At 45.8% G+C, this 14,293-nt stretch carries 12 protein-coding genes; 4 read left to right on the top strand and 8 right to left on the bottom strand.

All coding sequences use genetic code 11. The features are described 5' to 3' along the window. Positions 1-129 precede the first annotated feature (129 nt). Positions 130-888, bottom strand: a complete 759-nt coding sequence (locus KE626_RS29270; RefSeq protein WP_211976616.1) for a hypothetical protein — start codon at positions 886-888, stop codon at positions 130-132. A 174-nt stretch (positions 889-1,062) separates the two neighbouring features. On the opposite strand from KE626_RS29270, the gene KE626_RS29265 reads away from it, so the two are divergent. Beyond that, complete coding sequence (locus KE626_RS29265; protein ID WP_211976615.1) at positions 1,063-2,238, top strand: hypothetical protein; 1,176 nt, start codon at positions 1,063-1,065, stop codon at positions 2,236-2,238. 84 nt (positions 2,239-2,322) lie between these two features. Next, a complete protein-coding gene (locus KE626_RS29260) occupies positions 2,323-2,715 on the top strand; it encodes a RidA family protein (protein WP_211976614.1) in 393 nt (130 codons plus the stop codon). 99 nt (positions 2,716-2,814) lie between these two features. Here the strand turns inward: KE626_RS29260 and KE626_RS29255 are convergent, their stop codons facing one another. The 4 genes from KE626_RS29255 to KE626_RS29240 form a co-directional block, all read right to left on the bottom strand. Continuing rightward, positions 2,815-3,120, bottom strand: a complete 306-nt coding sequence (locus KE626_RS29255; protein ID WP_211976613.1) for a rhodanese-like domain-containing protein — start codon at positions 3,118-3,120, stop codon at positions 2,815-2,817. Positions 3,121-3,159: 39 nt separating this feature from the next. After that, on the bottom strand, positions 3,160-3,975 hold the full coding sequence (locus tag KE626_RS29250) for a PASTA domain-containing protein (RefSeq protein ID WP_211976612.1): 816 nt from the start codon (positions 3,973-3,975) through the stop codon (positions 3,160-3,162). Positions 3,976-4,001: 26 nt separating this feature from the next. Continuing rightward, positions 4,002-4,988: a D-alanine--D-alanine ligase gene (locus tag KE626_RS29245; RefSeq protein ID WP_211976611.1), complete on the bottom strand. Its 987-nt coding sequence runs from the start codon at positions 4,986-4,988 to the stop codon at positions 4,002-4,004. Between the two features lie 146 nt (positions 4,989-5,134). Then, positions 5,135-5,482 carry a 4Fe-4S dicluster domain-containing protein gene (locus KE626_RS29240; protein ID WP_211976610.1) on the bottom strand — a complete coding sequence of 116 codons (348 nt, stop codon included), beginning with the start codon at positions 5,480-5,482 and terminating at the stop codon, positions 5,135-5,137. A gap of 95 nt (positions 5,483-5,577) precedes the next feature. Between KE626_RS29240 and KE626_RS29235 the strand changes: the two genes are divergently transcribed. After that, a complete protein-coding gene (locus KE626_RS29235; protein ID WP_211976609.1) occupies positions 5,578-6,576 on the top strand; it encodes an acyl-CoA reductase in 999 nt (332 codons plus the stop codon). Positions 6,577-7,017: 441 nt separating this feature from the next. Further along, positions 7,018-8,592 (top strand): trypsin-like peptidase domain-containing protein, encoded by a 1,575-nt coding sequence (locus KE626_RS29230; protein WP_211976608.1) that lies wholly within the window; start codon positions 7,018-7,020, stop codon positions 8,590-8,592. Between the two features lie 326 nt (positions 8,593-8,918). Here the strand turns inward: KE626_RS29230 and KE626_RS29225 are convergent, their stop codons facing one another. From KE626_RS29225 to proS, 3 genes are all read right to left on the bottom strand, one after another. After that, the gene (locus KE626_RS29225) at positions 8,919-9,680 is read right to left on the bottom strand and encodes a LytR/AlgR family response regulator transcription factor (RefSeq protein WP_078672331.1); all 762 of its coding nucleotides are present in this window, start codon (positions 9,678-9,680) and stop codon (positions 8,919-8,921) included. Next, positions 9,677-12,604: a sensor histidine kinase gene (locus KE626_RS29220; RefSeq protein ID WP_211976607.1), complete on the bottom strand. Its 2,928-nt coding sequence runs from the start codon at positions 12,602-12,604 to the stop codon at positions 9,677-9,679. Before KE626_RS29220 ends, KE626_RS29225 begins: the two co-directional genes overlap by 4 nt. A gap of 141 nt (positions 12,605-12,745) precedes the next feature. Then, on the bottom strand, positions 12,746-14,221 hold the full coding sequence (gene proS, locus KE626_RS29215) for a proline--tRNA ligase (RefSeq protein ID WP_211976606.1): 1,476 nt from the start codon (positions 14,219-14,221) through the stop codon (positions 12,746-12,748). Positions 14,222-14,293: the final 72 nt, after the last annotated feature.

Raw genomic sequence — 14,293 nt, 5'->3', positions numbered from 1 at the left:
TAGAAGGGTATTTACTTCTGTCTTCGCTAATCTTTTTTAATCGTCAAAATCAAAAGAATAAAAATCCTTTAATCATCAAAATCAGTCTAATCCTGATAAAGACAACATCCGCTGCAATAATCGTCCGCGCTACTGTAACTCAAAATCTTCTATCAGCGGGCCATGTGCGTACTCATTCTTGCTTCCCACGCCTATCGCCAGCTCTACATTGTCGCTGTTTTTTACAATCAGAAAAGGTTGACCATATTTTTGTTTCCCCGAGAAAATAACCGCGATCTCTGTACAGGAAAAAACATCTGATTTACTCAGCAACATCTCTTTGTTGTTATCCAGCACATTTTCTGTTTTGTGATTATCTTTCCGGAGATGTAATTCTTTTCCTACATACTGCCGCTTCAACCATTCATAGTTGCCATTGATAATAACCGGTGTGGCCGGCAAATTATCTTCCGGCACCTGGAATAAGAGGAGCTTCCTGTCCTCATCACGCAACGTAAATATCAGTGTAGGCACGCCACCATCCATGTTTTTCCGGTCATAATCCACAATGCGGAACGTTTTATTTTCCACCGCTTTATAGGGAGTATAAAAATGTCCGCCTTTAAGCACACTCTTATAAGGCACTTCTACTACGGCCTTCATTTTAATATTGTCCAGCAGGGTATCTTCCTTATTCTTTATCAGCCGTTTGGGATTCAGCTTCAGGAAAGTGATTTCCTGGCCTACCAGGGTAAGCTGTGCAATGTCTGGTGTAAGGTGCTGAAAAGCAATGCTGCTGTCGTAAGGAATTAAAGCTGGCTTTTTCTCTGTGTCCCTGTATTTTATCTGTGCGGAAGCGCTGCATGCGGCTACCATCGCGAAACACAGGGATAAATGTTTCAATTTCATATAAATTCAAATATGCGCAAATATATAATGTAATAAATGTTTTTTCCTTCCTGCATGGATATGCCCGTATAACGGAATAAAACGCCGGCTTCACAAATACATTGCGTAGTGAGTTCCTAACTTGGTGTTAATATTCTATTTTTATGTGCATATGTCAACTTAATACCTATCCTCATGTTTAGTAACCTGGCCATAGATGTGGCCCTTGGCCTTATTTTCATTTACCTGCTGTATAGTTTGCTGGCCTCCGTAGTACAGGAACTGGTTGCCCGGATTTTCAATTCCAGGGCCCGGCTGCTCACCAAAGGCTTACGCAGGATGCTGGAAGAAGAAGATCACAGCAAGGACCTTGGATGGTTCGGAAAATTCACTTTTTTCAACTGGTTCTATGAGCTCGGCTGGAGCATTGTTTATTTCTTTGAACCTTTCCGCCATAGCCCTTTCCTGAAAAAATTTTATACTGCCCCATCCATCCGCAACCTGGGGAAAAACAGTGCAGCAGCACGGCCGGCCTATATCAGTCCGCAGATCTTTTCCCAAACCATCGTACACCTGTTACGCAGCAGCTGCAGGGCACACCTCGAAGAAAAGGCACAAAAGGATCCTGGGACAGAAACGGAGTCCCCCTTTACCTTCAAACTAACGGACGCCCAGGCGATCAGGACCGCGCTCACCCATAATTACCTGCACCTGGCGCCGGATGTAAGGGAACACCTGCTGCAGCTGTTTGAAGATAGCCGCCATGATGTAAAAGCATTCCGCATCAATATGGAAAGCTGGTTTAATGAAACCATGACCCGCACCAGTGGCTGGTACCGCAAACAAACACAAACCTGGCTCCTGTGCATCGGTATCGGCATTGCAGCCCTGTTCAACGTGGATTCCATTGCCATTGCGCGTATCCTCATGAAGGATAAAAACGTACGCACGGAAATGGTGCAGCTGGCGAGCAGTCGCGCGCCTGCCTACACGGCTATAACGGACACCCTTATACGCAAAAATATGCTGCATAAAGACAGTGCCTTTTACCGCACAGATACCTCGCTGCGTGTATTCGTGAAGGATACCTCGCTGATTGGCGTATATGCCATGCTGCGCAACGATGCCGGTGATGCCAGGAATGTACTGGGCATCAGCCGGGCCTGTGTTATCGACAGCAGCAGCGGTCACAGGATTATGCATTGTGGTTATACCCATCCTTTTCAGCAAAACGGCTGGCTGATCTTTGCAGGATGGTGTATCACCGCCCTGGCCATATCCTTGGGGGCTCCCTTCTGGTTCGACCTGCTGGGCAAAGTGGTAAAGTTCCGGACCACTACGCCACCCAACGACAGCACCACCACACACTGAGATAAAACGGCTCTGAACCGCCGTTATCCAACTAAAGAACTTGTTGTAGATTTGTATATCTCCTCAACTCTTTAAAAAATATGTATGAAACGCACTAATTATTCCTCCGGCGCTATCTGGGAAGGAAAAGTAGGTTATTCCCGGGCAGTAAGAGTGGGCAATGTGATTGAAGTATCGGGTACCGTGGCAACAGACAATGATAAAGTTGTAGCAGAAGGGGATGCCTATGAGCAAACAAAGTTTGCACTCGCCAAAATTGAATCCTCCCTGATCAATGCCGGCGCCACCCTGCATGACGTGGTACGCACCCGTATGTTTGTAACTGATATTTCAAGATGGGAGGAATATGGCCGGGCGCATGGAGAGTTTTTCAAAAGTATAAAACCAGCTACTACCATGGTGGAAGTAAGTAAACTGATAGATCCCCGCTACCTGGTGGAAATAGAAGCCACTGCTATTGTAGAGCAGAAAGCATAAAACTTAAAGCAAAAAGCTATTGTAGCGATTGAACTAACCGGATAAAATATTCCGCATTAATCAATCGCTACAATAGCTTTAAGCTTTATGCTTTACGCTCTACTTATACTGTTCTGTCCATTTCAGCATACCGCCTACCAGGTTTTTGGTATTGGTAAAGCCCATGGAATCCAGTAACATACAAGCCTGACCGCTGCGGTTACCACTGCGGCAGTATACAATTACTTCTTTATCTTTCCATTCTTCGATTTCATCTACCTGCATTTGCTGTACAAAACCTAATGGAATATGAGTACCGCCAATGTTGAACTCTGCGCGCTCATGAGGCTCTCTCACATCTAATATATAAAGCTCTTCGCCGTTGTCTATACGCTGTTTCAGCTCTTCTGCCGTGATATTTTGCATAGTTATAAAGAATTTAAAATCAAATTACATCATTTTTAGTTATTCCTGCTCAACAGGCTTTTGTACGGCGGCACTGTCTGTTACCGGCTTGGTAGCGGACAACCAGAAGTCTACGCTTTCCCCTGCCCTCACCATATTAAAGTCGCCGATCTCATTTTTACGGGTAGGCACCTGTTTAATGATATAAGCATTGGCAGTATCGGTTACATTGGGGTCGATGATCACCGTTCCGGCATTCAGGTTGCTGGCACTTAGTATTTCACGGGCTTCGGCGTAGGTCAGACCTACAAAGCTGGGCACCGGGTTTTCTACGCTGCCGGTACCACTGCTCAGGATCAGGGTGATGTTACTTCCCTCTGCCACCAATGTACCCGGTTTTACTTTTTTACCGTTCAATAACTGCTGCAATACAGAATTAGCCGCAATATCCGGTCTGTAAATAGTATCTCCTACGTTGAGTCGCATGCTTTTCAGCATCATTTCAGCACTGCGGAAGGTAAGTCCTTCCAGGTCCGGCATTTTCACCATGGGAGCTACCGTTTTATTAACCGTCAGGTAAATGGTTCTGCCCACCTTTACCTGCGCACCTTTATCGGGGGTTTGGGCGTAAACCGCCAGGCCGGGTATAGAATCAACATAAATAGAATCCCTGACATCGGCTTCAAAACCGGCTTTTTCCAGTAACGTAATAGCTTCCTTCACATTTTTCCCGTGCACATCGGGTACTGTTTGCTGTTGTCCGTGTTTGGTGATAAAACCCAGCATTGAAAAGAAAAGCAATGCCAGCGCAAAAAACATGACGATAACAGCTAACAGGTTCATGCCAAATGAACGTTTGGTAATAAAGTCGAACACGATAATTATATTAAGTGTGATAATCCTTATTTCATGCTCTCTTCCAAAAGCAGGCCATAAAATTCCTGCAGGGTTTTACCTGCCGCCCTTACCTGCTGCGGTACCAGGCTGTTTTCAGACTGCCCGGGCATTGTATTTATCTCCAGGAAGTACAATTTTCCGCTGCTTTCCTCATATATAAAGTCTACCCGCACGATGCCTTTACAGTTCAGTTTATTATATAATATGGTCGACGCTTCCCTTACCTGGCGGGCAATATCCTCATCTACAGGCGCCGGTGTAATTTCGTTAGACACGCCAGGGGTGTATTTAGCTTCATAATCGAAGAACTCTTTGCTGCTCACCACTTCCGTGATAGGCAGTGTGGTGATAACACCGGCAGAACGATACAGGCCCATCGTCAGTTCCCGTCCTTTGATAAATTCTTCTATCAGGATCTGACAATCCTCATTAAATGCCTTGTCTATAGCTGGTTGCAGCTCTTCTGCCGTTTTCACCTTTGACATACCGATGCTGCTTCCGCCTTCTGCCGGTTTCACGAACACGGGTAAACGCAGCTGCTGCAGTATATCGGCGGTATTATATGGCTGCTCACGGAAAATATGCAGTGATTTGGATACATTCACCACCTCCAGGGCCGCTACTACCTTATTACAGTAGCTTTTATTGAAGGTGAGGGCGGATGTTACCATGCCGCAGCTGGTAAAAGGAATACCGAGCATTTCAAAATATCCCTGCAGGCGTCCATCTTCACCGGGCGTGCCATGGATGCCAATAAATACCGCGTCGAACCTGATTTTATTTCCGTTGAGGGTTAAGGAAAAATCATTTTTATCCACTTCAGCCACTTTCCCGTCGGCGCCGGTATAGCTCCAGCTCTCCTTGGTGATGATGATCTTGTAAACACTATATTTACTGCTATCCAGGTTATTCTCAATAGTGACGGCACTCTGCACAGAAATCACATACTCTCCGGAATATCCACCGGCTACCAAAGCTATATTCTTCTTCATAAGATGTTTTACAATAAGCGGGTAAAGTTAAAGGTTATTTGTTAATTGTCAAGAGCAGCCAGCGTGCGCCTGTTGCGTTCAAATTACATAAAAAAAACCGTCCCGGCCAAAGCCGTAACGGTTTTTTAAGCTTCCTTGAAAATATTTTAAAGGTGCAGTTTGGCCTTCTTACCCATCAGCTCATCTACTGTTTCCTGGTACATTTCGTCCGGAACACAGCAATCTACCGGGCAAACCGCTGCACATTGCGGTTCTTCATGAAATCCCTGGCATTCTGTACATTTGTTGGGCACAATATAGTAGGTATCTACGCTGATAGGCGCATTGCGCTGGTCAGCATCCATTACACTACCGTCCATCAGCGTATAGGAGCCTTTTACAGTGGTGCCGTCAGCCAACGCCCACTCTACACCGCCTTCATATATCGCATTGTTGGGGCATTCCGGTTCGCAGGCGCCACAGTTTATACATTCGTCTGTTATCTTAATTGCCATAGTGTAAACTTTTTGGTTAAGTAGTAAGCCATTAATTTTGTGTGACAAAAATAAAATTTTCCCGGTTTAATTAAGTCAATTATTTATATAGTTTCATGAACATAGCAGAAAAAGAAGCCGCATTGGTACGCCTGGGGCAGTATCTGGCGGCTAAAAGCCCGGAATTGGAAGCAGTAAAAGAGCGTGCTTATATCGCAAACGGATGGTTTATCCCTTCCTTTATAGACATTGCACTGGAGAATATCTCCCAATATTTCCTTTCTCCTGCTCCCCTCAGGCAGTGGTTACAGGGTTATCCGAAGGCAAGCGAAATGCGGACATCCAGAACGGCAGGCATTGTCGCCGCCGGCAACATCCCGCTGGTAGGCTTCCACGACTGGCTCTGCGGATTTGTGAGCGGACACCGGGTAAAAATGAAGCTGTCTGGTAAAGATGAAATCCTGATGAAACATATCCTGGAGAAAATGGCCGAATGGTACCCTGAGCAGGCTCACCAAACCGAAGTGCAGGATATGCTCAAGAACTGTGACGCCTATATCGCTACCGGAAGCAATAACTCCGCCCGGTATTTTAATTACTACTTTGCCAAATACCCGCATATCATCCGGCATAACCGCACCTCCGCCGCCATACTCACCGGCAGGGAATCACCGGAAGAACTCTCCGCCCTGGCAGATGATATCATGCTGTATTTCGGCCTGGGATGCAGGAATGTGACGAAAGTATATGTGCCGGTAAACTACGACTTTGTACCCCTGCTCAAAGCACTGGAGAAATACAGCCACCTGATCGATCATCATAAATACAAAAACAATTACGACTATAACCTGGCGCTACTGCTGCTGAACAACAGTCCCTATATGACCAATGGCAGCATCCTGCTACAGGAAAATACGTCGCTCTTCTCCCCTATCAGCGTATTACACTACAGCTATTACATCGATATGGCGCAGCTGCAACAGGAGCTTTCCGGCGAAGAGGCCGTGCAATGCCTCGTAGGACAGGCATTCACGCCTTTCGGTAATGCCCAGCAGCCTTCCCTGATCGACTATGCTGACGGGGTGGATACCATGAAGTTCTTCCTGGAATTATAGCGCGGAGGGAAGGCCTTCGGCCTTTGTCTTCGGGCAGGATTAGATTGATTTTGAAGATTAAGATGATTTTTTTTCAGTGATTTGGAAGATTTAAAAAGATCCGGGCAGATCTGAGCGAATCTATCTGCCTATATCTTCCAAAATCTTTTTAAATCCCAAAAATAAAAATCATTATAATCTTCAAAATCAATCTAATCCTGCCCAAAGACAAGCGCCGAAGGCGCCCTAACATTTTGTCGCAATTACTTGTTATATTGACAGGCAGGCTGACAGGCTTGTCAGTGGGATATTAGGCTCTGTTTAACGATTACGATAAAAATGTGTTAAAGTAAATCGGCCCTGTTGCATTTGATTCCTCGTGCGAATTAAATTTGTGGCAAGGGCATGCAAATTGATCATATCCCTGCGTTATTATTAATTATCACGCAAACACACTATAATATGAAATTCAAGCAAATCGTTACAACTGTTCTTATCAGTGCTGTAACTGCCGCTGCCTCCATATTTGTGTATGGCAAATATTCCCAGTCAAGGCAGCCAGTCGTTTTCCAGAATGGTACCGAGATCCCGGTAAACTATGCACGCTATATGCCAGGCACGGAAGGCAATGCGAACGCGACTCCCCCATCCGACTTCACCACCGCAGCCAAGGCAGCAGTCCCGGGCGTTGTACATATCAAAACAAAAATCAACCCGCGGCAGGTGACCAACGGCAATAACCTGCAAAGAAGACGCAGTATCCTGCAGGACCTCTTTGGAGATGAATTTTTTGGCGATGAATTCAATGGCGGCGGAGATGGCCGCAGGTACTACGTACCTGGCCAGATGGCTTCCGGTTCCGGTGTACTGATTTCTGCCGACGGCTATATCGTTACCAACAATCACGTTATTGCCGATGCTGATGATATCAGTGTATCGCTCAGCAACTCCAACAAAACATTTAAAGCCAAACTGATTGGCACAGACCCCAGCACCGACCTGGCTGTTATTAAAATAGAAGCCCAGGGACTTCCTTACCTGCTTTATGGTAACTCCGATAATGTGGAAATAGGGCAATGGGTACTTGCCGTAGGTTATCCGTTAAACCTGGATGCTACAGTAACCGCTGGTATTGTAAGCGCCAAATCCCGCTCCATTGGTATCAACAGAAGCGGTGGTAAGGTAAACAGCGCCATCGAATCCTTTATACAAACCGATGCTGCTGTAAACCAGGGTAACAGCGGTGGCGCACTGGTGAATACTGCCGGCGAACTGGTAGGTATTAACTCTGCCATTGCTTCTCCTACAGGTTCTTATGCAGGTTACTCCTACGCGATTCCGGTGAATCTCATTAAAAAGGTAGTCAACGATCTGCTGAAATATGGCAATGTGCAAAGAGCCTATCTCGGCGTTAAATACGCACCTTCTTCCCTCATTGCCAATATGAGCGATGAACAGTTAAAGGATGCAGGTATTAAAAGGGATGTGAACGGCGTACAGGTAACCGAAGTAATACCTAACAGCACCGCAGCTTCGGCCGGTTTGCGTGCAGGCGATGTGATCACCGCTGTAAACGGTGTGAAAATCCCCACCACCTCCCAGCTCAGCGAACAGGTAGCCCGCTACAAACCAGGCGATAAAATTTCGCTGACTTACCTGCGCGACAATAAAGAAGTAACGGCCAACGATATAGTCCTGAAAAACCTGAAAGGAAATACCGACCTGGTAAAGGTGACTACCCTGGATCGTTTGGGCGCCGATTTATCCGAACTGGATAAAGACGATGCGGCCAGGCTGGGTGTAAACGGCGGCGTAATCGTGAATGACATCGGTAATGGTATCCTGAAAAAACAAACCACTATGGCGCCGGGCTTTGTGATACTGAAAGCCGGTAACACCCCTGTTACAAGTGTAGATGACCTGAGCAATGCCGTGGAAAAACAAAAGAGCCTGAAACTGATTGGCTTCTATCCTGAAAAAGGCAGCAGCGTTTATTATTACAATATTACCACCGGTACAGGAGCAGAAAACCTCTGACCCCGTCCGTAAAATAGTTTTATAGGTCTGCAAAAAGTCCCGCCCCGGGTTAACCGGTAGCGGGACTTTTCCATTAAGTCATACATGCGTTGCCTGAAAAAGCGGACCATGTAATCAGCCATCTATGAAAACCCATTATGAAAATAGTATAAGTATATGATATTACTTTCCATTAATCCGTGAAAGGAGGGATTGATTTGGCGAATGCTTTAAAACATGTGTTAAGCGTGGTAAAAACGGGCAAAAAGCAACAGGCCAGGCACGCTCAGCGCGGCCTGGCCTGTTAAAATATCATACTAAAAGCTAACAGCTAATTGCTAAAGGCTTTACAAATTGATCACCCCTTTCAGCTGGGTAAAGAATTCATCTTTTTTACGGGAAGAGATAGGAATATTTTTCTGGTCACTCATCACTACGGCTGTTCCCAGCCCTTTGATAATCTTAACAATGTGATGGATATTGATCAGGAAAGACTTATGCACCCGATAAAATCCTTTATCAGAGAGCATTTCCTCGTATTCCTTCAGCGATTTTGAAATGAGATGGGAAACGTTGTTGATCAGCTGAATTTTGGTATAGCTGTCAAACGCTTCACAGTAGATAATATCTTTAAGGTCAATCACATTATACCCGTCGTTAACCGGTATAACGATCTTGGAGAAGGCGTTGTCATTGTTTTTGACATAATCTTTGAGGATAGATGCCAATTCATTGAGCCGGCCCTTCTTGCTCTTCTTTACCTTTTCCAGGGCGTCTTCCACCTCGCTTACCTTGATTGGTTTCAACAGGTAGTCCAGTGCGGCAAATTTAATGGCCTGCAACGCATATTCCTGAAACGCGGTGATAAAAATGACTTCGAAATTCAGCACCGGGAACATTTCCAATAGCTGAAACCCATTGTGTGGCGGCATCTCAATATCAAGAAACAGAACATCAATGGGGTTATTCTTAATCATTTCTGCCGCCTCATTGATATTCTGCGCTTCACCGACCACTGTCACATCTTTGCAGTAGTTCTCCAGTATGTTGCGTAAAATATGAATGTTGCGGACTTCATCGTCTACAATGGCAGCTTTTATATTACTCATAACATCTTAACAATGGGAATCAGTATTTCAACTAAGGTACCTTCCTTATTGCCGAAACCAGATTTAAATTTATCAATAATTTCTAACTTTCCAACACTTCCATTAAAAGATTTTATAATCTGCAATCGCTCTTTAATCACGCTAAGTGCAGTTGACTCATGTTTTATGAGCCTTGAACTTTTAATGCTATTTGACTTATCCCAGCCTATTCCGTCGTCATCCACAGAACAATATAATAGATCATCCACCATTTCCAAACGAATTTCCAGATAACCGCTGATATTTTTTGGCGCCAGACCATGTTTAATGGCGTTTTCTACTATCGGCTGTATGATCATGGGGGGAATATATATAGTATATTCCTTTAATGCATCTTCCATGATGAAATGATAGGTGAAAGAATGTGCAAACCGGATCTTCTCTAACTCGAGGTAGCGGGTCAGGAAGGCGATTTCTTCTTCCAGCGAAATATATGATTTTCGTGAATTGTTGAGCATTTGTCTCATCAGCGTGGCAAAATCCGCGAGGAAATTCAGCGCCTGTTTCTCTTCCTTTTCCAGGATGAGGTGCTGTACAGAGTTCAGCGAGTTGAAAATAAAGTGCGGATTCATCTGGTTGGTCAGCGCTTTGGCTTCCAGTTCCGCGATGCGCCGGTTATATTCTGTTTTCCGTTTTTCCGCCTGTTTAATACGCCGGATAATGTAACGCAAACCTGCCAGTATTCCCAGCAACGCAGCCAGCAGCAGGATGCCCCTGGCCCACCATTGCTGGTACCACCTGGGCAATATATCCACGTCCATGGTCAGCGTTTTGGACCAGTCGCTCTTATACTTACGGGCCCTCACCATCAGCCGGTAGCCACCGGGTTGCAGGTCAGGGAACGGGATGATGTTCGACATGGTGGTAACCCAGCCGTTGGTAGTATCTCCCGAAAAATTATACTGGTATTCGACCAGCTCCGGCAGATCGAAAACGATGGTTCCGAATTCTGCTTCGAAAGATGCTTTCCTTTTATAGAGATGCACAAAATCATCTGCGGGCAGGAAAGTACTGTCGCCATAACGGATATTATTCAGGTAAATCACCGGTGGTACGGTATCTACCGGGATATTATCAGCATTGAAATAGCATAGCCCGTTGGAGGTAGCGATATATAAAGTGCCATTATCCGAATAAACACCGCGGATATCGTCGGAATTCAGTCCGTCGTTGGAAGTAATATTCCTTGTAATGGACTGTGTTTTTATATCTATCACGGATACTCCCCGGTTGGTAGCCACATACAGGCGGCCGATACCATCGTAATAGAGTTGCTGGCAGATATCGCTGGCCAGGTTATTGGCGGTCGACAGGTGCTTCACAATAGCATCCTGTTGCATGACATAAATACCCTGGTCGGCAGTACCGATCCAGAGCGAACCATTTATCCATTTCAGGTCTTTGATACTGACTTTCCGGAGCGTGTCCGCACCGGCGGGTACCAACTGCCGTTTTGCGTCTGTACAGAAATAGAGGCCTGCATTGGTTCCCACATAGTAATCGGAATCGTTGATACAGGCAATGGAGGTGGCCAGCATATCCAGGTCACCGATGGTATATTCGTCGAGCGCGATCACCTGGTTTTTAGCGGCGATCCTGATTTTGCCGGAGGCAGTAATGTCAACATCCTTCAGCATTTTTACTGCTTTCAGGAGAGATGTTTTATGCGTGAGGGTATTAAATTTATACAACCCATTATCGGTGCCTATGATAGCCTGGTCGTCGTTGCGCGGCAGAATTGCCAGCACACTGTTACGGCCTGAGGTGGTATCCAGCGTAAACTGTTTACTGATGCGGTTCTGGCCATCCATCATATTGAGGATACCGGCATTTTGACCGATCAGCAGCAGGTTATTCTTTTTATCCTTGCTGATGCTGAAGATAGAGTGGGAATAAAGTCCGTTGGTATTATCGAGATAGCTGAAATAAAAATTCTTATAGGGGATATTATATACGCCATCGCCAAAAGTTGTAATCCAGATGTTACCATCCCTGTCTTTCAGCAGTGAAGTAATATAGTGGTTGTCGAGCAGCCGGATAGCATTCCGCTCTCCTTTAAAAAATCCTTTCAGAAAATACAGCGCACGCTGGGTACCCACCCAGAGGTTATCGTTGTCGATGCACATGTGACTGATATCATCGTGAATGCCCCACTCCGCGCCGTTGAAGAAGCATATGGCATCTTTTGCGGTGAAGGAATAGATAGTGTTGCGGATGATCACGATGGCGCTGTCATTGATACGGGTATGCAATGCAGCATCCTCTATCGGGAACGGGCATACAGGATATATTTTCTGATCGGGGTTACCGGGATCTTTCAGGCTTTCGAGATGGAAGGAGGCCTGGAGCGGATGAAAGATGCTGTCGTTGCGCATCAGGAAAAACAGATCGGCCCCGGACGCGCCCAGTTTATCGTAAGTTGTTTTTCTGCCGTTGTATTGAACGATGCGGTTGTTGGAGTTGAGGAACCAGATGTAACCGCGTTTCCCTTCAAAGGCATATTGCATGTAATGACTGCGGCTGTTGAAGATCAGCGAAGTATCGTTTTCTTCGCTATGGATAACGGATTTATCGTAGAAGGAAGGTTTACCGTTGAGGGTAAAGAACCATACGCGGCCTTCGGAATCGGCGGCCAGTTTTACCACATCGTTATCCGTAAGACCATCTTTCTTAGCGTAGTTGCGGAATCTTTTTCCATCGAATTTACTGACACCTGTAGGAGTTGCAAACCATATGAATCCGTCTTTATCCTGCACAGCAGCATAAACAGTGGCGTTGGCCAGTCCATCCTTCACATTATAGTTACGGATCATCAGTCCCTGGGCCAGGGTTGTTGTAACAGTGCAAAAGAAGACCAGCCCCCATAGCATTATGTAACGGTTCAAGGGCATCGGAACATTTTAATGGTTTGTCGTAAAGAATTACGAATGATGAATTACGAATCACGGATTTGGGCGGAAATAGACCGGAAGATTATTCACAATAATCTCCTCACAAATCCGTGATTCATCATTCGTAATTCTTTCCTAGTATGCTCTCGCAAACAACACCCTTTCTTTTGAAGGCTTACCTGTTAAAATGCAGGTACCGGCTTCCTGAGGGTTATCGAGCGGGATGCAACGTATAGTCGCTTTAGTGCGGTCTTTGATCTGTTCTTCTGTTTCGGCGGTACCGTCCCAGTGAGCACTTACAAAGCCACCTTTTTCGTCCAGTACTTTCTCAAATTCTTCAAAAGTATCTACCCGGGTAATATGACTATCCCGGAAAGTCTTTGCTTTGTTGAAGAGGTTGAGCTGTATTTCTTCCAGCAGTTCCTGTATGCGGGTGGGTAATCCATCCAGTGACAGGCTCATTTTTTCCTTTGTATCACGGCGGGTAACTTCTGCCACGTTGTTTTCGAGATCTCTCGCACCGATGGCTATACGAACGGGTACGCCTTTCATTTCGTACTCTGCAAATTTCCAGCCAGGACGGTTGTTATCGGAATCATCGTATTTCACGCTGATACCTGCGCTTCTGAGTTCTTTTACGATGGCATTTACTTTTTCATCGAGACCGGCTTTCTGATCGGGGCCTTTGTAGATAGGCACGATCACCACCTGTATAGGCGCGATTTTAGGTGGCATTACCAGGCCGTCGTCATCGCTGTGCACCATGATGAGGGCGCCGATCAGGCGGGTGGACACACCCCATGAAGTGGCCCATACGTGTTCCAGTTTGTTCTCCTTATTGGAGAACTGTACGTCAAACGCTTTGGCAAAATTTTGACCGAGGAAGTGAGAAGTACCAGCCTGTAAAGCTTTACCATCCTGCATCATGGCTTCCACGCAATAGGTTTCAACGGCGCCGGCAAATCTTTCGCTCGGTGATTTCAGACCGCGTACAACGGGAACCGCCATATAGTTTTCTGCAAAATCAGCGTAGATGTTGAGCATCTGTTCTGTTTCTGCGATAGCTTCATCGGCGGTAGCGTGGGCGGTATGCCCTTCCTGCCAGAGAAACTCCGTGGTGCGGAGGAACAACCGGGTACGCATTTCCCAGCGCACTACGTTTGCCCACTGATTGATCAGGAGGGGTAAGTCGCGGTAGGACTGTATCCAGTCTTTATATGTATTCCAGATAATAGTTTCAGAAGTAGGGCGAACGATGAGTTCTTCTGCCAGTTTAGCTTCCGGGTCTACGATTACGCCGCCGCCATCGGGGTCATTTTTCAGGCGGTAATGCGTTACTACTGCGCACTCTTTGGCGAATCCTTCCACGTGTGCGGCTTCTTTGCTCAGAAAGCTTTTAGGGATGAACAGCGGGAAGTATGCATTCTGGTGACCGGTTTCTTTGAATTTGCGATCCAGTACATCGCGCATGGCTTCCCACAAAGCAAAGCCATATGGCTTGATCACCATACAACCTTTTACTGCAGAATAATCTGCCAGGCCGCCTTTCAATACCAGGTCATTATACCATTTTGAATAGTCTTCCGAACGGGCTGTAATCTCTTTACTCATAAAAATTATACCTTATTTATATATCGTTAGTTTTAAGCTAATTTCACCTCAATTTGTCGTGACAAAATTAAA

It is taken from the genome of Chitinophaga hostae (assembly GCF_018224885.1).
In the GTDB taxonomy this organism is placed as follows: Bacteria; Bacteroidota; Bacteroidia; order Chitinophagales; family Chitinophagaceae; genus Chitinophaga; species Chitinophaga hostae.
This window is presented reverse-complemented; position numbering and strand designations above follow the sequence as displayed.